The sequence below is a fragment of the Sediminivirga luteola genome, from assembly GCF_014639315.1.
In the GTDB taxonomy this organism is placed as follows: Bacteria; Actinomycetota; Actinomycetes; order Actinomycetales; family Brevibacteriaceae; genus Sediminivirga; species Sediminivirga luteola.
This window is the reverse complement of sequence record NZ_BMFY01000001.1, coordinates 179801-197741: the sequence shown is the minus strand read 5'-3', so window position 1 is coordinate 197741 and position 17941 is coordinate 179801. Positions and strand designations below refer to the sequence as shown.

At 70.1% G+C, this 17941-nt stretch carries 16 protein-coding genes; 7 read left to right on the top strand and 9 right to left on the bottom strand.

Annotated features, from left to right (window positions below; genetic code table 11):
• Positions 1-47: 47 nt before the first annotated feature.
• The 3 genes from ilvN to IEW13_RS00880 form a co-directional block, all read right to left on the bottom strand.
• The gene (gene ilvN / locus IEW13_RS00890) at positions 48-557 is read right to left on the bottom strand and encodes an acetolactate synthase small subunit (RefSeq protein ID WP_188549033.1); all 510 of its coding nucleotides are present in this window, start codon (positions 555-557) and stop codon (positions 48-50) included.
• Positions 554-2515 (bottom strand): acetolactate synthase large subunit, encoded by a 1962-nt coding sequence (locus IEW13_RS00885; protein WP_188549032.1) that lies wholly within the window; start codon positions 2513-2515, stop codon positions 554-556. The genes ilvN and IEW13_RS00885 overlap by 4 nt, the downstream gene beginning before the upstream one ends.
• A 627-nt stretch (positions 2516-3142) precedes the next feature.
• On the bottom strand, positions 3143-4462 hold the full coding sequence (locus IEW13_RS00880; protein ID WP_188549031.1) for an ArgE/DapE family deacylase: 1320 nt from the start codon (positions 4460-4462) through the stop codon (positions 3143-3145).
• Positions 4463-4609: 147 nt separating this feature from the next.
• On the opposite strand from IEW13_RS00880, the gene IEW13_RS00875 reads away from it, so the two are divergent.
• The 3 genes from IEW13_RS00875 (at position 4610) to IEW13_RS00865 (ending at position 6825) form a co-directional block, all read left to right on the top strand.
• Entirely contained in the window at positions 4610-5725 is a 1116-nt protein-coding gene (locus IEW13_RS00875; protein ID WP_188549030.1) for an RsbRD N-terminal domain-containing protein, read from the top strand.
• Between the two features lie 348 nt (positions 5726-6073).
• The gene (locus tag IEW13_RS00870) at positions 6074-6295 is read left to right on the top strand and encodes a helix-turn-helix transcriptional regulator (protein WP_188549029.1); all 222 of its coding nucleotides are present in this window, start codon (positions 6074-6076) and stop codon (positions 6293-6295) included.
• Positions 6292-6825 (top strand): hypothetical protein, encoded by a 534-nt coding sequence (locus IEW13_RS00865; protein WP_188549028.1) that lies wholly within the window; start codon positions 6292-6294, stop codon positions 6823-6825. Before IEW13_RS00870 ends, IEW13_RS00865 begins: the two co-directional genes overlap by 4 nt.
• Positions 6826-6941: 116 nt before the next feature.
• On the opposite strand, the gene ilvD is transcribed toward IEW13_RS00865, so the two are convergent.
• The 4 genes from ilvD to cysK all read right to left on the bottom strand — a co-directional run bounded on the left by ilvD (position 6942) and on the right by cysK (position 12069).
• Positions 6942-8669 carry a dihydroxy-acid dehydratase gene (ilvD, locus tag IEW13_RS00860; protein ID WP_188549027.1) on the bottom strand — a complete coding sequence of 576 codons (1728 nt, stop codon included), beginning with the start codon at positions 8667-8669 and terminating at the stop codon, positions 6942-6944.
• A gap of 616 nt (positions 8670-9285) precedes the next feature.
• Entirely contained in the window at positions 9286-10230 is a 945-nt protein-coding gene (locus IEW13_RS00855; protein WP_188549026.1) for a 2-hydroxyacid dehydrogenase, read from the bottom strand.
• A gap of 247 nt (positions 10231-10477) precedes the next feature.
• Complete coding sequence (epsC, locus tag IEW13_RS00850) at positions 10478-11065, bottom strand: serine O-acetyltransferase EpsC (RefSeq protein ID WP_229744864.1); 588 nt, start codon at positions 11063-11065, stop codon at positions 10478-10480.
• A gap of 77 nt (positions 11066-11142) precedes the next feature.
• A complete protein-coding gene (gene cysK, locus IEW13_RS00845; RefSeq protein ID WP_188549025.1) occupies positions 11143-12069 on the bottom strand; it encodes a cysteine synthase A in 927 nt (308 codons plus the stop codon).
• A gap of 418 nt (positions 12070-12487) precedes the next feature.
• On the opposite strand from cysK, the gene IEW13_RS00840 reads away from it, so the two are divergent.
• The 4 genes from IEW13_RS00840 to IEW13_RS00825 all read left to right on the top strand — a co-directional run bounded on the left by IEW13_RS00840 (position 12488) and on the right by IEW13_RS00825 (position 16001).
• A complete protein-coding gene (locus IEW13_RS00840; protein ID WP_188549024.1) occupies positions 12488-14257 on the top strand; it encodes an alpha-keto acid decarboxylase family protein in 1770 nt (589 codons plus the stop codon).
• A 129-nt stretch (positions 14258-14386) separates the two neighbouring features.
• On the top strand, positions 14387-15184 hold the full coding sequence (locus IEW13_RS00835; protein ID WP_188549216.1) for an SDR family NAD(P)-dependent oxidoreductase: 798 nt from the start codon (positions 14387-14389) through the stop codon (positions 15182-15184).
• Between the two features lie 156 nt (positions 15185-15340).
• Complete coding sequence (locus IEW13_RS00830; RefSeq protein ID WP_188549023.1) at positions 15341-15550, top strand: hypothetical protein; 210 nt, start codon at positions 15341-15343, stop codon at positions 15548-15550.
• 4 nt (positions 15551-15554) lie between these two features.
• The gene (locus IEW13_RS00825) at positions 15555-16001 is read left to right on the top strand and encodes an N-acetylmuramoyl-L-alanine amidase (protein WP_188549022.1); all 447 of its coding nucleotides are present in this window, start codon (positions 15555-15557) and stop codon (positions 15999-16001) included.
• Positions 16002-16079: 78 nt separating this feature from the next.
• Here the strand turns inward: IEW13_RS00825 and IEW13_RS00820 are convergent, their stop codons facing one another.
• Entirely contained in the window at positions 16080-17111 is a 1032-nt protein-coding gene (locus tag IEW13_RS00820) for an aminotransferase class V-fold PLP-dependent enzyme (protein ID WP_188549021.1), read from the bottom strand.
• A 176-nt stretch (positions 17112-17287) separates the two neighbouring features.
• The gene (locus IEW13_RS00815) at positions 17288-17797 is read right to left on the bottom strand and encodes a winged helix-turn-helix transcriptional regulator (RefSeq protein ID WP_188549020.1); all 510 of its coding nucleotides are present in this window, start codon (positions 17795-17797) and stop codon (positions 17288-17290) included.
• Between the last annotated feature and the right edge of the window lie 144 nt (positions 17798-17941).

Below are 17941 nucleotides of genomic sequence, written 5' to 3'. Positions count from 1 at the left end.
GTGTTCGTTGCGTGTCGTCGTTTCCGTACCGGCCGCGCCGGCGCCCGTCAGGGGCGCAGGGAGCGGTCGGTGATGGACTTGGGCCCGCGCTGGACCGCGATCGTTCCTGATTGCACGATCTCACGGATTCCGAACGGCTCGAGCACCTCTTGCAGCGCTTCGAGCTTGGCGAGCTCGCCGGTCGCCTCGACGGTGAGTGAGTCGGGGGCGACATCGACGATCGAGCCGCGGAAGAGCTCGACGGCGGAGACCACCTGGGATCGCTGGGTGGCATCCGCCTTGACCTTGAACAGGACATGGGCGCGCCGGACGGAGCTCTGCGGCTCCAGCTCGACGACTTTGATGACGTTGACGAGTTTATTGAGCTGCTTGGTGACCTGCTCCAGCGGGGCGGATTCGACGTCCACCACCATCGTGATGCGGGAGAGCCCGTCCACCTCGGTGACGCCCACGGCGAGGGAGTGGATGTTGAAGCCGCGCCGGGCGATCAGGCCCGAGAGCCTGGCCAGCACACCGGGGCGGTCTTCGACCAGGACGGACAGCGTATGGCGACTCATCCCTGCTCTTCCTCCTCGAAGCCGTCGAACTGCGGGCGCACGCCGCGGGCGTACTGGATCTCGTCGTTGCTCACGCCCGCGGCGACCATCGGCCACACCATCGCGTCGCGGTGCACGGTGAAGTCCACCACGACCGGCCGGTCGTTGATCTCCAGCGCCTTGCGGATGGTGTCGTCGATGTCCTCGTTCGTCTCGCAGCGCAGCCCGGCGCAGCCGTAGGCCTCGGCGAGCTTGACGAAGTCCGGCACGCGAATGGTGTCCGGGCCGGTGTTCAGGTCGGTGTTGGAGTAGCGGCCGTTGTAGAACAGCGTCTGCCACTGCCGGACCATGCCCAGCGATGAGTTGTTGATGATGGCGACCTTGATCGGGATGTTGTTGATCACGCAGGTGGCCAGCTCCTGGTTGGTCATCTGGAAGCAGCCGTCACCGTCGATGGCCCACACCACGCGGTCCGGCTCCCCCACCTTGGCGCCCATCGCCGCCGGCACCGAGTAGCCCATGGTGCCCAGGCCGCCGGAGTTCAGCCAGGAGCGGGGCCGCTCGTAGCTGACGAACTGCGCGGCCCACATCTGGTGCTGGCCGACCCCTGCGGTGTACACCGCCTCCGGGCCGGTCAGCGCGCTGATTCGCTGGATGACGTACTGCGGATCGCAGGCCTCGTCCTTGGACTCGTAGCCCAGCGGATAGGTCTCCTTGAGCTGGTCCAGCTGCGCCCACCACGCCTCGCGGCGGTCCTGGAGCGCCTCCGGCCAGGAGTTCTCCAGTTCTTCGGAGAGCTGGGCCAGGACCTCGCGCGCATCGCCGACGATGGGCACATCGGCGTGCCGGTTCTTGGAGATCTCGGCCGGGTCGATATCGGCGTGGATGACCGTCGCCCGGGGCGCGAAGCTGGAGAGCTCCCCGGTGACCCGGTCGTCGAAGCGGGATCCCACGGCGATGAGCAGATCGGACTTCTGGATGCTCACCACCGCCGGGACGGAGCCGTGCATGCCGGGCATGCCCAGGTGCTGCGGATGGGAGTCGGGGAAGGCCCCGCGCGCCATCAGCGTGGTCGTCACCGGGATCCGGGCCAGCTCCGCCAGGCGGCGGAGTTCCTCGTGGGCGCCGGCTCGGATCACGCCGCCGCCCACGTAGAGCACCGGGCGGCGCGCCCCGGCGATCAGGCGAGCCGCCTCGCGGATCTGCTTGGAATGCGGGCGCATCACTGGCCGGTAGCCAGGCATCTCGATGTTCTCCGGCCAGCGGAACTCGGACGTCTTCACCTGCGCGTCCTTGGTGATGTCCACCAGGACCGGGCCGGGACGGCCGGAGGAGGCGATGTGGAAGGCACGGGCGATGGCCTGCGGGATGTCCTCGGTGCGGGTCACCAGGAAGGAGTGCTTGGTGACCGGCATCGTCATACCGACGATGTCCGCTTCCTGGAAGGCATCCGTGCCCAGGAGGTGGGAGGCCTGCTGACCGGTGATGGCCACCAGCGGCACGGAGTCCATATGGGCATCGGCGATGGCGGTGATGAGGTTGGTCGCACCGGGACCCGAGGTGGCGATGCACACGCCGACCCGGCCGGTGGCCGCGGCGTATCCTTCCGCGGCGTGCCCGGCGCCCTGCTCGTGCCGGACCAGGATGTGCCGGATGGACTCCGAGTCCATCAGCGGATCGTAGGTCGGGAGGATGGTCCCGCCGGGAAGGCCGAAGACGGTGTCGACCCCGAGCAGTTCGAGACTGCGTACGACCGCCTGAGCGCCGCTCAGGATCTCGGGTTCGCGCCGCCCCTGGTCCCGTACCGCACCGAGGTGGGCGGGACCGCCGTGCTGGGCGCTCCTGGTCGCGATCTTCGCCGGGGAGGGAGCCGCGCGCAGGCGGCTCGCCGCAGCGCCCTCAGGTGCCGGCTGCCCGGGCAGTTCAGACTGCTCAGCCCTGTCCTGGGCAGCAGGCTGCGGGCCTGACGTCCTGGCCATCGAAACTCCTCACAGTTCCTCTTACGAAAAAGCCGGACTTGAGGTCCGGTTCCCGTACTGTCACAGCACCCCGCGAGCGGGGTGTTCGTCGTGGTCACCGCCATGACTCGTTGTGCAACTCGGCATAAAAAAACCCTTCCGAAGTTTTCTTCGAAAGGGCGCGCGGGACGTCGTCTGCGTCAGCTGAGCGGGGTCTCCGCGCGCTGCATAATGACGACGACAAGGTTCTTACGCATGCCATTAGAGTTTCACGCCGTTACAAGCATGTCAACAGACGGTCGGAATATCCCAGCATGCGATACGGGCGCCGCGGCGCGCGGCCGGCCCAGACCCCGCTCCCTCTTCCGCCCGGATCTCGCTTTGCACGGGCGGCGGAACCGGCCCGCAGGCACGGGCGCGGGGGCCGGAACCTACCTGTCGGACCTCAACGGCGCGCCGAAGCAGCGCGGGCATGGGTGGGCGGTGGAACCGGCAGCGGGCTGCTCACGCGTGCGCCCGTGCAGGGGACGCCGTATTCACAGGATCCACCCCTCTTTTCGACGACCCACGCGTGCGTCCGTGCGGTGGACGCGGGCGGTACGGCTCCCGCCGTGGCCGCGTCCACGGCGCGGTCACCGCGCGATCGGCTCAGGCGTCCTCGACCCCGCACCACTCCGCGATGAACAGGGCGATGGACTTGGTGATGCGGCGCACCGACTCCAGCTCGACCCGCTCGTCGTACCCGTGGATCCGCTCGGAGACGGGGCCGTAGGTGAGGGCGGGAATACCGGCGTACTGCACGAAGATCCGTCCGTCCAGGTAGCCGGGGGTGGTGAAGGACTGCAGTTCCCTGCCGTCGAAGGCAGCCCGGTGGGCGCGGCGCAGCGCCTCCTCCGCCTCGGAGCCCTCCTCGATCACGTACCCTTCCGCGTAGAAGCCGGTCCGGGTGGCCGCGGCCTGGATGGCGTTGCCCGCCGCGTCCTGGGTGATGCCTGCCAGCAGCGCGGTGATCTCGGCCCAGGCCTCGTCGGCGCTGACCCCGGGGTAGAGGGCGATGCGCAGGTCCGCCTCGCACCAGGCCGGCACCGAGGACCCCCAGTCGCCGCCGTTGATCTTGCCGAGGTTCAGGTTGATCGGATGGTCCAGATCCTCGAAGTACCGGTGCTCGGCCTTCTGCGCGTTCCAGCGTTCCTCCAGTTCCCGGAGCCTGGCCACCACCGAGTAGAGCGCGTCGATGGCGTTGAAACCGCTCTTCATCTCGCGCGGATGCGTCGGATTACCGGCCACCCGCAGGCGGAACCAGATGACGCCGACGTTGGCGCGGACCAGCATGTCCTCCTCCGGCTCAGGGATCAGCACGGCATCGGCGGTGTACCCGCGCATCAGGGCGGACAGCGTGCCGTTGCCCGTGCACTCCTCCTCGGGGACGGATTCGACGTGGATGCGGCCGGCGGGCTTCAGGCCGGCGGCCCGCAGGGCGTCGAGGGCGAACAGATTCGCCGCGAGGCCGGCCTTCATATCCCCGGCGCCGCGGCCGTACAGCCACCCGTCTTTGATCGCGGCATCCCAGGGCGAGCGCTCCCACTGCTCCTCGGGCCCCTCCGGGACGACGTCGATGTGCCCGTTGAGGATCAGCGAGCGCCCACGCTCGACGTCCGGCGAGTAGGTGCCCACGACCGTGTCGACCCCCTCGTAGGAGACCTCGACGACGCCGGCCCCGTGATGCGTGGCCAGCTCCTCGGGATCGAGCTCCCATCGGTCCATCTCCAGACCGCGGCTCTGCATCGCCTCGTACATGAGGTCCTGCGCGCCGGCCTCCCGGGTCCGCACGGAGGGATGCCGGACGAGCTCCTGCGTGAAGCGGATCTGCTCGTCGAAGGCGGCGTCGACGGCCTGGAGGATCCGTTCCCGGCGGTCCTGCGTGAGCGGCCCCGGAGCGGTCGCGGGGGCGGTTCCTTCGGTGGTCATCGGCGTCCTCCTGATCAGCGCGCAGCGCTCGCACCGTCCGGTTCCCGGTGGCGCGGCGGCATCTTCGTCTCCCCTGCCACGCTAGTGCGGATTTCCCGCCCCTGGGGAGAGCAGCGCAGCACCCGCGGCACGGCCTATCATGTGCGAATGCACACCTCTGCATCGATCACCCATGCCGCGCGCGCCCAGCTAAGGCGGATCGACATGCTCGTGATCCGGTACCGGGGCGCGGTGCGCGAACTTCCCGGGTATCTGCCCAGTGCCATCACCGACGCGGAGCTGGACCGCACCTCGCGCGAAGTCCTCACCCTCCTGCTGCGGCACATCGCCGGCGACGAGGTGCACCGAGAGCTGACCGCCTACTCCCAAGACATCGGGCGCCGCCGCGCCCGCCAGGGGCTGCCGCTGGACTCCCTGCTGCGCACAGTGCGCATGGACTTCCGCTTCCTCTGGGAGGCGCTCGTACCGGAGCGCGTCCCCGCCGGCCGGGCCGAGCTCAGCGCCGATGTGCTGGCCATCTGGGACGCGGTGGAACTGCACACCTCGCAGGTGCAATCCGCCTATATCGAGGAGTCCATGCAGTTGCGCCGCGAGCTGGAGGCGGAACGCGGGTACCTGCTCGAACGGCTGCTCTCCGGCGAGGTCCGCGAGGAGAACCAGCTGCGCCACGCCGCCGAGGCGCTCGGCTTACAGCCGGACGCCCGCATCCTCCTGCTGGTAGCGGCGCCGGCCTATCGCCGGGAGTTCCGCTCCGGCCTCCGGCGCGCCTTCCCGGAGGCCCAGGTGCACACCGCCGAGGGCGCCGATGTCGCCCTGCTGGACTCCGGGCGCCTCGATGCTCAGGGATGGCAGCGCGTGCGCTCGCTTCCGGCCGGGATCCCGCCGAGCCCGGGCAGTCTGGGAGAGCTGCACGATGTCTGGCCAGTCGCGCGCCGACTGGCCAGGCAGGTCCGCTCCGCCGAAGCCGGAGCCGAGTTCGGCGAGCACTGGGAGAGCGCGCTGGACGAGGGCTTCGCGGTCGCCGTCGAGGCCCACCGCGCCGATGTGATGCGCCGCCTGGACGAACTGCCCGAGCACGCCAGAGCGGATCTGCAGGCGACGGTCCGGCACTACCTGCGCTCCGGTTCGATCCTGGAGACCTCACGCGCGCTGTTCTGCCACCGCAACACCGTGCTCAAGCGCCTGCACCGCTTCACCGAGCTGACCGGGCTGGACCCCGCGGTGCCGTGGGACGCCGCCACGATCCGGCTGCTGCTGCGCTGACCCGAGCCGCGAGCGGTGCGGCCCCCGTTGCGGTCGGCGGCCCCAGTGGCAACCGGGGCCGTTGCCCACACCCGGGGCCGCCGGCCAGGGAACGCGAGCGTGGCAGCAGGTCCTTCCCGCACCCGGGAGCCGAGACGCCTGCTCCCGGCCCTACGGCACCTTTCACCGCGCACCCGTGCGGCACGACCCCGGGCGCAGGTGGTGGCCCCGGGCGCGGGCGGGGCCGTCACCTGCACCCGGGGCCACCGAGGCAGGGAGCGTAAGAATGTCAAGGATGTTTGACACGGCATGTCAAGAGTGCTTAACATGGTTCATGTAAACGATCCTTGACACCGAGAGGGGCCGCCGATGCCACCAGACACTTCCGCCTGGGTGGGCGTGCGCGAGCGCCGGAAGGACCGGGGCCTCACCCAAGCACAGCTCGCTCAGCTGGCCGGCGTCTCCCGGCAGACCATCATCTCGATCGAACGCGGCGACTACGCCCCCAGCGTGTACCTGGCGCTCCGCATCGCTGCTCAGCTCGACTCCACCGTCGAAGAACTCTTCCACCTGGAAGGAGAACCCTCATGACCCGCTCCTCTGCCATGCGCGCCGCCTACGCCCTCACCGGATTGAACGACCCCTCCATGGGCGACGAGCGCGAGCGCGACGTCATCCTCCGGTCCTATTCCTTCGCGCTCGTCCTCGCCATGTTCCTGGGCTTCCTGGCCTCGATCCTGCTGGCCGTCGTCGGCCTCGGGCTCTGGTCGATCGTCCCGATCTTCGTCGTGGGCATCCCCTCCTGGGCCGCGATCTGGTTCGCGGCGAAAGAGGGCGTGGACCTGGTCGCGCTGCTGGACAAGGCCAGTAAAAGCCGCACCCGGCTGATGTGGGCGGGCACCTTCGGGTTCATCCTGCTCTGGGGCGGCGCCCTGTCCTTCCACATCCTGATGGGAAACCCGCTCGTAGACATCCGCATCGACATCGGCGACGACGCTGGCCTCGGGCCGGTGCTCGGCGGCGGCATCGGCGCGGTGGTCGGGCTGGTGGCGGCGATCGTCGCGCTCAAGGCCCGGTCCCGTAAGACCCAGCGGCAGCTGGCCGCGGCCGACGACGACTGAAAGGCCGCGGGCCAGCCGCACCGTCGCCGGCACGCATCGCTCGCGCGGTCATCGCCGGGCTCGCCAGCCGGCGGGACGGGCCGGCCGGCGAGTCGGGCTCAGCCGGCGAGTCGGGCTCAGCCGGTGACGGCGCCGATGGCGGCGGACTTCACCAGCTTGGCATACTTGCCCAGCACGCCGTTGAGCCGCGGGTTGTGCGGCACCGTCCATGCCTCGCGGCGGCGGTCCAGCTCGTCCTGCGGCACATGCAGCTCGATGCTCCGGGCGGCGATGTCCACCGTGATCCGGTCGCCGTCCTGCACCAGGGCGATGGGGCCGCCGTCCACCGCCTCCGGGGCCACATGGCCGATGCACAGGCCGGTGGAGCCACCGGAGAACCGGCCGTCGGTGATGAGCAGCACGTCCTTGCCGATGCCGGCTCCCTTGATGGCGCCGGTGATGGCCAGCATCTCCCGCATGCCGGGCCCGCCCTTGGGGCCTTCATAGCGGATGACGATGACATCGCCCTTCTTCAGCTCACCGTTCAGGACCGCGTCCATGGCTGGCTGCTCCTGATCGAAGACCCGCGCAGTGCCGTCGAACACATCGGCGTCGAATCCCGCGCTCTTGACCACGGCGCCCCCGGGGGCCAGGGAGCCCTTCAGGACCGTCAGGCCGCCGGTCGCGTGGATCGGGTTGTCCAGGGCCCGCAGGATCTTCCCGTCCGGATCCGGCGGGTTGATGTCCGCCAGGTTCTCCGCGACGGTCTTGCCGGTGACGGTCAGGCAGTCGCCGTTGAGCAGTCCGGCATCCAGCAGCGCCTTCATGACCACGGGCACGCCGCCGATCTTGAAGACGTCGTTCATGACGTAACGACCGAAAGGCTTCAGATCGCCCAGGTGCGGGACGCGGTCGCCGATCTCGTTGAAGTCGTCCAGGCCCAGGTCCACGCCGGTCTCATGGGCGATCGCCAGCAGGTGCAGCACCGCATTGGTGGAGCCGCCGAAGGCCATCACGACCGCGATCGCGTTGCGCAGGGACTCGCGGGTGATGATGTCGCGGGCGGTGATGCCACGACGGAGCAACTCCACCACGGCTTTGCCGGACTCACGCGCGTAGAAGTCACGGTTCCGGTGAATGGCCGGCGGGGCGGCGGAACCCGGCAGGGACATGCCCATCGCCTCGGCGGCGGAGGCCATCGTATTGGCGGTGTACATGCCACCGCAGGCGCCTTCGCCCGGGCAGACGGCGCGTTCGATGGCGTCCACGTCCTCGCGGCTCATCTTGCCCGCGCGGCAGGCACCCACGGCCTCGAAGGCGTCGATCAGCGTGACCTCCTTCTCGGTGCCGTCCGAGAGCTTGGCCTTGCCGGGCATGATGGAGCCGTTATAGAGGAACACGCTGGCCAGGCCCAGGCGGCCGGCGGCCATCAGCATGCCGGGAATGGACTTGTCGCAGCCGGCCAGGAGCACGGAGCCGTCCAGCCGTTCCGCGCTCATCACGGCTTCCACCGAGTCGGTGATGATCTCACGGGAGACGAGCGAGTAGTGCATGCCCTCGTGGCCCATCGAGATGCCGTCGGAAACGGAGATGGTGCCGAACTCCAGGGGGTAGCCGCCGCCTTCGTGCACGCCTTCCTTGGCCTGCTTGGCGAGCCGCTCCAGCGAGAGGTTGCACGGGGTGATCTCGTTCCAGGAGGAGGCCACGCCGATCTGCGGCTTCTCCCAGTCCTCGTCGCCCATGCCCACGGCCCGCAGCATGCCGCGCGCGGCGGCCTTCTCCAGGCCGTCGGTGACGTCGCGTGAACGGGGCTTGATATCGATGGTCTCGTCCGGCACGGACGCGCCGGTATCGGTAGCGCTCATGGAACGGAGTCTAGGCCCAGCAGCGCAGAATCTGAGACCGGCTTTCGCATGCTAAGACTGCCGTGTCCGGCGCGCCCCGTGCGCCCGGAGCGACCTCCGGCCGGTGCCTGCGAGCGCACCCGGCACGGGGAGACCCGCGATTCTCCTGCGTTCGCGCGGCCCGCTGCCCGTCCATCGTCCGACCGCTGCGGCCGGTCCTGAGAGCGGTCCGGCCTTAGCGTCGCGACATTGCCGATGTCCGGGATTCCGGTGGGCACAGGAATTTCGGCACGCAGGTCTTGCCTTTGCGACGAGGTCACGACCCCCTATGGCGGGCCCGGGCACGGCCGGTCCGGTCCTGCGGACGGCCGCGGAACGCATCGGCGCCGAAGCCCGCCTTTCGGTGTCCACGAGAATCTCGGTAGGCAGGTCTCGCCCTCGCGGCGAACTACCGAACGGGCCGCTCCCCGACGACGCCTCCCCGGGGTGATCGCGGCATCGAAAAGCCACGGCCATTTCGAATTCCCGCTGCTGATCTACGGCGGGAATTCGGCGGGAATTCGAAACAGCCGTGGGTTTTCAAAGGCAGCGTCCGCTGCGGACCGCCGCCGGTCGACGGGCGCCCCGGCGGACGCCGTCAGGAGACGAGGTTGCGCAGCTCGCGTCCTTCGGCGATGCGGGTGAGCTGATCGGCCAGCAGCGCGACGATCCTGGGTTCGAAGGCGCTGGTGTCCCCGCCGACATGCGGGGTGATGAGCGTGTTGGGGGTGCTCCACAGCGGATGGTCCCGCGGAAGCGGCTCGGGATCGGTGACGTCGAGCGCGGCCGCCAGCCGGCCCGTCCGGAGCTCGGCGACCAGGGCCTCGGTCTCCACCACCCGGCCGCGGGCGACGTTCACCACCAGAGCGCCGTCGGGAAGGGCGGCGAGGAACTCGCGGTCCACTAGGTGCTCGGTCAGCTCGGTCAGCGGCGTGATGAGGATGACCACCTCGGTCTGCGGCAGCAGCTGCGGCAGCTCGTCGACGCCGTGCACCTGCCCCCGCGCGTCCTGCCGGGCGCGCGTGCCCACCCGGATCAGCTCGACCTCGAAGGGGTCCAGGCGGCGGGCGATCTCCTCGCCGATGCCGCCGACGCCGATCACCATCACCCTGCGGTCGGCCAGGGAGGGCCGGCGCAGATGGTTCCAGCTGGCGGTGGTCATGTCCCGGGCCGCCTCGTCGATGCCCCGCAGGCTGGCCAGGGTCAGTCCGAGCGCCAGCTCTGCGGTGGCTGCGGCGTGCACGCCCCGGGCCGTGGCGATGGCCACGCCCTCCCCCACGGCCGCGGGAACGCCGTCGTACCCGGTCGTCTGCGTGTGGGCGAGCTTCAGCCGGGTCAGTTCCCCGGCCCTCGCCAGAGTCCGGCCGGAATCCAGGTAGGGCAGGATGACGGCGTCGATGCCGGCCGGATCGGCGTCGGGATGCTCGGCCGACCACACCACGAGGTCCAGGGTCTCGCGGTGCTCGGCTGGCAGTTCGCGGGCCACCCGGTCCCGCAGGACCGGCTCGGGGAAGGCGATGGTGGAGATGTCGAGGGTCGTCATGGCGCCATTCTGCCATCGACAGGCGGCCGCCACCGGCACGTGGCGCCCTGCCTGGCGCCCTGCCCGAGAAGTTACGTCGTCGCCGCGCCCGTACATCGCCGCTCTCCAGACCTGGGCGGTGACGACCTACGGGTGCAGCGGCGATCTAAGGGGGCCGTAGCGATTGAAGGGTGCCGAAACGAGGGCACGTCCCGAACCGACTACGGCGACCAGCGGCAGCGACTGGCCCCGCCTCGGGTGAGGGACTTCAGATCCAGATGGCAGGATCCGTGAGCACATCATGCTCCGGCTCCCGCGCTTCCCGGCTGCGCTTGATCTGCGCCGGCACGCCCACAGCGACGGAATCGGCCGGCACGTCCTTGACCACGACCGCGTTGGCGCCCACGGCCGAGCGCGCGCCGATCACGACCGGGCCGATCACTTTGGCGCCGGCGCCGACCACCACATCGTCCTCCAGGGTGGGATGCCGTTTGCCCTGCTCCAGCGACCGGCCGCCCAGGGTGACGCCCTGGTAGAGCATCACGCCGTCGCCGATCTCGGTGGTCTCGCCGATGACGACGCCTGCGGCGTGGTCGATGAAGAACCGGCGCCCGATGCTCGCCCCCGGGTGGATCTCCACTCCGGTCAGGGTGCGCACGAACTGAGAGAGCAGCCGGGCGGGAACCTGCCCGCCGGGCCGCTGCCACAGGTGGTGCAGCCCCCGGTAGGCCCAGATCGCGTGCAATCCGGGGTAACTGAGCAGCGTCACGAGGTCGTTGCGCGCCGCGGGATCGTGCTCGCGCGCATTGGCGAGATCCTCGGCGAGCGTCTCGCGGACGGACTTCTTGGACGCCAGGGTGGCGGCGGCGGTGAGCGTGGCCGCCGCAGCCACCCCGGCGAGGGTTTTCAGGGTCTTTGCGGGACGGGCCACGTTCAGTCCATGTACTCCGCGAACAGCGGCGTGGAGAGGTAGCGTTCGCCGAAGTCCGGGAGCACGACGACGACCCGCTTGCCCTGGTGCTCCGGGCGCGCGGCGATCTCCAGCGCGGCGGTGAGGGCCGCGCCGGAGGAGATCCCGACCAGGATGCCCTCGTCCTTGGCCAGCTGGCGTGCCTTGGCGAAGGCGTCGTCGTTGGTGACGCCGATGACCTCGTCGTAGATGTCGGTGTCCAGGATCTCAGGCACGAAGTTGGCGCCGATGCCCTGGATCATGTGGCCGCCGGGCTGCCCACCGGCCAGCAGCGGCGAATCGGCCGGTTCGACGGCGATCACCTGGATGGAGGAGTCGTGCTCCTTGAGCACCTGGCCCACGCCCGTGATGGTCCCGCCGGTGCCGATGCCGGAGACGAACGCAGAGAGCTCACCGCCGGTGTCGTCGAGGATCTCCTTGGCGGTGGTGCGCCGGTGCACCTCGACATTGGCGGGATTGGCGAACTGCCGCACCAGGACCGCGCCCTCCGCAGCGAGGGCCTCGGCCTTCTGCACGGCGCCGCGCATCCCGTCGGCCTTGGGCGTGAGCTCCAGCTGCGCGCCGAACGCCCGCAGCAGCGCGCGCCGCTCCTTGGACATCGACTCCGGCATGGTCAGCACCACGTTGTAGCCACGGGCCGCGCCGACCATGGCCAGGGCGATGCCCGTGTTGCCCGAGGTCGCCTCGACGATGGTGCCGCCCGGCTTGAGCTCGCCCGACTTCTCGGCGGCATCGATCATGGCGACGCCGATGCGGTCCTTGACGCTGTTGGCCGGGTTGAACGACTCGAGCTTGGCGAGGATCTCGGCTCCCGTGGCCTCGCTGGCTTTGCTGAGCCTGACCAGGGGGGTGCGGCCGACGGCCTCGGAAATATCGGCGTAGATCGCCATGGGGCTCGCTTCCTTCCGTACGTAAGAGCTGCACTCGATGGCCCTGAGTGCCGCACTGAATGCTATGGGGCTTCGACGAAGGTCCTACGCCAGTGGGAGACGAGCGGTCAGGCCGCGCGGCCTTCACGGGGCGCGGGGCGAATGCACTCGAAGCTCCCGCACACCAGCCAATGGCTTCAGCTGCTGCACTTCCTTGACGCCCTGCCAGTCTAATACGGCCGCAGACGGCTCGGCGCCGGCACCGGAACGAGCCTGCCGGGCACAGCCCCGCAGGGCCAGGGAGGACCGTCGCCCACGGCTCACCGGCGACGACATCTTCCCGTCACATGAGTGCGGGAACATGGTCGGGCAGTTCGACACCCGCGTGCCGGGCCCACAAGGCCGTCGCGGCGCGCACCGCTACCGGGAGACGACCTCTATGACCGAGCACAGCGCCACCCCCGCCGCCGCGTCCGCAACCGGCACCGCCACGTCCGCGCACGCCACCGGCGGCCACGTGCCTGCACCGGCAGGCGCCGGACAGGCCTCCGGCCATCACGCGTACACCATCGGCGACTATCTGCTGGACCGGCTGGCCGAACTCGGCGTCACCGAGCTCTTCGGCGTGCCGGGCGATTTCAACCTGCATTTCCTGGACCACGTCGTCGCCCATCCCCGGATCCGCTGGGTGGGCGCGGCGAACGAGCTCGGCGCCGGGTATGCCGCCGACGGGTACGCCCGCATCCGCGGCATCGGCGCCTTCCTCACCACCTATGGGGTGGGCGAGCTCTCCGCCATCAACGCGGTCGCCGGTTCCTATGCCGAGTCGGTTCCCGTCGTGCAGATCGTCGGTGCCCCGCCCAAGGAGACCCAGGCGTCCGGCGCGAAGATCCATCACTCGCTCGGGGACGGCGATTTCCGGCATTTCGTACGGATGGCCGAGGAGGTCACCTGCGCGCACGCGGACCTGGACGCCGCCACCGCCACCTGGGAGATCGACCGGGTGCTGCGCGACGTGGTGTTCCGGAAGAAACCGGGGTACCTGATGCTCGCGCACGACGTCGCCAAGGTTCCCGCCTATCCGCCCTCGGAGCCGCTGCGCACCGACCTGCCGGTGACCACGCCGGGAGCCGAGCACGCCTTCGAGGCGGCGCTGCGGCACTTCCTGCCCGGCCGCCGCACGGCGGTGCTGGCCGATCTGCTGGTGCACAGACTGCATGCCGGCGAACGGCTCGCCCGGTTCCTGGAGTCCTCCCGCCTGCCGGTCGCGACGCTCGCCTGGGGAAAGACGCTCGTGGACGAGTCGGCGGAGAACTTCATCGGCATCTACGCCGGGGCCGCCTCCCAGCCCCACGTCCGGGAGGCGGTCGAAGGCGCCGAGGCGCTCATCACCCTCGGCGTGGAGTACACCGACAACACGACTGCGGGATTCTCGATGGACCTGCACCGGCCGAATCTGGTCGAGGTCTCCCGGTTCGAGGCACGCGTCGGCGACCAGGTCTTCACGCCGATCTCCCTCGAAGCCGCGCTCGAGGTCCTGGACCGGGTCATCGGCGAGATCGAGGTGCCGCCGATGCCCGTGCCTGCTCCGCGGGAGACCGCTGCGAGCCGGGAGCCCGGGGAGGGGCCGCTGCGCCAGGACGCCCTGTGGGAGATCCTCGCCGCGCACCTGCAATCGGCCACCATCGTCGCGGCCGAGCAGGGCACGAGCTACTTCGGCATGGCGACGCACCGGTTCCCGGCGGGGTCGACGTTCATCGGGCAGCCGATGTGGGGCTCGATCGGCTATACGCTGCCGGCGATCCTGGGCGCCGGGCTCGCTGACCCGGCACGCAGGCCTGTGCTGCTGATCGGCGACGGCTCGGCCCAGCTGACCATCCAGGAGCTGGGCACCATCGTGCGGGAGCGGCTGCCGGCCGTGATCGTGCTGGTGAACAACGACGGCTACACGGTCGAGCGTGCCATTCACGGTGCCGAGCAGCCGTACAACGACATCGCCACGTGGAACTGGGAACTGGCGCCGCGGATGTTCGGCGCTCCCGAGGACGGGTACCTCTACCGCCGTGCGGCCACGGAGCCCGAGCTGCTCGCCGCCTGCCGGGACGCCCTGGCCGCGCCGGAGAAGCTGGTGTTCATCGAGGCGATCACGGCCCGCGACGATGTGCCGCGCCTGCTCCAGGACGTGGCGGAGGCCCTGCAGAAGAAGTGACGGCGGGGCGAGCGGTCACGGTCGTCCCCTGCCCGCGCCGGGAATTCCCGGCGCGGGCAGCGCCTTGGCAGTGAGGGGCCCGGCTGCCCGGGCCAGCGAATCGCCGCATCGCAAGGAGGAACACCCATGATCTCGATCGACCTCTCCGGAAGGACCGCGTTCGTCAGCGGTTCGACCCAGGGCATCGGCCTGGCCATCGCCCGCCGGCTCGCGGAGGCCGGCGCCCGCGTGGCGGTCAACGGCCGCAGCGCCGCCAAGGTGCAGACCGCCATCGACGCCCTGGCCGGCGCCGGCGTCCCGGCGGACCGGCTGCTCCCGGCCGCTGGCGATCTCACCGCCGAGGACGGCCTGGCCAGCGCGCTCAAGGCGGCCGGGGATGTGGACATCCTGGTGAACAACCTCGGCGTCTTCGGCGCGCAGCCGGCCCTGGAGATCCCCGACAGCGAATGGCAGCGGTTCTGGGACACGAATGTGCTGACCGCGGTGCGGCTGATCCGGGCTCTGCTGCCCGGGATGACCGCCCGCGGCTGGGGACGCGTGCTGAACATCGCGAGCGACTCCGCCGTGGTGATCCCGGAGGAGATGGTGCACTACGGCGCCACGAAGTCCGCCCTGCTCGCGGTCTCGCGCGGGTTCGCGAAGGACGCTGCCGGATCCGGGGTGACGGTGAACTCCGTGATCGCCGGGCCCACGCACACCGAGGGCGTCGAAGAGTTCGTCTACCAGCTGGTGGACCGGGACCTGCCGTGGGAGGAGGCACAGCGGGAGTTCATGCGGAGTCACCGGCCGCAGTCCCTGCTGCATCGCCTGATCGAGCCGGAGGAGATCGCCAATCTGGTGGTCTACCTGAGCTCCCCGCTGGCTTCCGCCACGACGGGCGGAGCGGTGCGCGTCGACGGCGGCTACGTCGACTCGATCCTGCCATGAGCCCCGCCTCCGCCTGAGACCGGGTCTCTGCTCTGAACCGCTGTTCCACACGGGCCGGCGCCGGCTCCGAGCGCGCCGAAGAGGCAAGTCAGGCTGTGACCATTTGGGCCCGAGGGCCCATTGACGCTGTGGTCACGGAACCATAACGATGGATGCATGGACATTACGAGGCGCAGCCTGATAGCCCTCAGCGCCGGCACTGCCGTCGCAGCCGGGGGCACCGTGTTCATGGCGTCTGCGAGCACCGCAGCCGACCGCATTGCCGCCCGTCCCGGGGCGCGCGGACTGGAGACCGAATACGACCTGAAGGGCCTGCAGGCGAACCCGGGCAATCGCCTCGGCTGCCCGCTGGGCAAGGGGGCATGAGCCGATGCCGACCCCCGTGTGGAAGTACACCGAGAACTACACAGGCGGGCGCGAGGGCACCGTCGTGGACCGCATCGTCATCCACTACATCGTCGGCACGCTCGCCGCGGCCGACGCGACCTTCGCCGATCCGGCCTCCGGCGTGAGCGCCCACTACGGCATCGGCGAAGGGGCCCTGCACCAGTACGTGAGCGAGATGAACACGGCCTGGCACGCCGGGAACTGGTCGATGAACCTGCGCGGCATCGGCATCGAGCACTCCGCCGACGCCGACCGCGCCCCGGACGCCTTCACCTATGACACCTCGATCGAGCTGTGCGCGCGGATCTGCGCCGACTACGGTCTCGATCCGCAAACTCAGATCATCCCGCACAGCTCCGTCGTTCCCACCGCGTGCCCGGGGACGGTGAGCCTGCAGCGGATCCGCGACGGCGTGAGCGCGCTGCTCTGAGCTGGAGTTCAGCGGCACCGTGATTGCTGTGCCTCGGCGGTCCTGTGATTTCCGCAGCCCTGATGCCGGCGGCGCTCCTCAGCGCGGCGCACCGAGCACCCCGGCGACCATCGCGACATCCTCGTCCGTGTTGCACAGGTGAAAGCCGAGGCGTGCCCTGCCGGCGCGCACCGCCGCCCGCACCCCGGCATCGGCGAGCCGCTCGGCGGCACCCTCGATGTCAAGCGAGACGATGGCGCTGCCGCGCGGAGGAAGCCCGAGGCGGCCGAGGAGATCATCGGCGAGGCCGGCGCAGTGGGCCCGGACCGCCTCGGCATCGAGCGCGGCCAGATACGGCAGTGACTCCGCCGCGCCGACGAAGGCGTACCAGGCCGGGGAGAGATCGAACGCCCGGGCGTCCTGGGCCAGCCGGAGCGGCAGCCCGTAGACGCTGCTCCAACGGTCTTCCCCGGCGTACCAGTTCGCGGCCACCGGGACGGTGCGCTCGTGGGCACGGGGATGGACGGCCAGCCAGGCGCATCCGCGCGGGGCCAGCAGCCACTTGTATCCGGCGCCGACCACCCAGTCGGCCCAGTCCAGCTGCAGCGGCAGCCAGCCGGCGGCCTGCGTGACGTCCAGCAGGACGGGGACCCCTGACCGGTCGGCGGCCTCGCGCAGCGCATCCAGGTCCGCCACGGCGCCATCGGCGGACTGCACGACGGCTACCGCCACCAGATCGTGCCCCGGGACGTGAGCGGGAAGCTCGGCGAAGGGCACCTCGTGCACCGTCACGTCCGGGCGCGCGGCGAAGGGAAAGGTCACCGAGGTGAACTCGCCCTGGGCCGCCAGCACAGTGGCGCCGGCGGGGACTCCCGCGGCGACGGCGGAGATCAGCTGCGCGGCCGAGGACCCCACCGCGACGCGGTCCGCGGGCACGCCGATGATCTGACCGAAGGCTTCGCGGGAGGTCTCCACAGCCGCGTCGAAGTCGGGCGCGCGGTCGGCGCCGCGACGCCATCGGCGGATCGATTCCTCCACCGCCTCCGCGGTCCGGACCGGCGGCAGTCCCACGCTGGGGGTGTCCAGGTATCCCGCATCGACGTCGAAAACGGCTCCGAATGCCTCACGCATGGCACCACTGTAGCCGTAGCGCGCGCATCTCCCCGCTACGCGATGAAATACCCTTCTGCAGCACGCCGCGCACGCTTCTTTCCCCTAGGAGACGGTACTGTCTCCTCTGAGGCACGGCGCCATCACCGGCCGGCATCACGGGGATACGCCCCTCGGCCGGGACGCCCGGAAACGCCTCAGCTCGTGCCGGACGAGGCCCGCGCCCGGCGGCCGGCATAGCGGGCAATCATCTCCGGGCCCGCGGCCGGCCCCGCGGCGTAGACGAAACGGGCCTGGCTCACCTCCGCCCCGGAAGCCGGGTCGACGACGAGGGGCTCCACCTCGCGGCCGGTCTCCTCATCCATCAGCACCATGGCGCGCTGTTCCGGCGCGAGCTGGGCGTTGCGCCATGCCGCCATGGCGACGAGAACCGGCCGTAGCGACCGCCCGAACTCGGTCAGCACATACTCGTAGCGCGGCGGCCGCTCCTGGTACAGCCGCTTGTCGAGGACCCCTCGTGCGACCAGTTCCTTCAGCCGCGCCGTGAGCATGCTCGAGGACAAGCCGATGTTCGCCTGGAACTCGTCGAAACGGGAAAACCCGTCGAAGCAGTCGTGGAGGATCAGAATGGTCCACCACTCCCCCACGTATCCCATGGTCGCCGAGAGCGGGCATTCCCGGTCCTCCAGCCTCACCCGTGCACCCATCAGCTCTCCTCGTCGCTCCTCACCGGCGGAATCGCGGCCGACGGTTCTTGGCATCCTCACTCGCTGCTAAAGTAGCAGTAACGAGTTACTTCGATTTTAGAAGTCACTAGTGGCCGAGATGAATATCCCTCATGAATGGAGCAC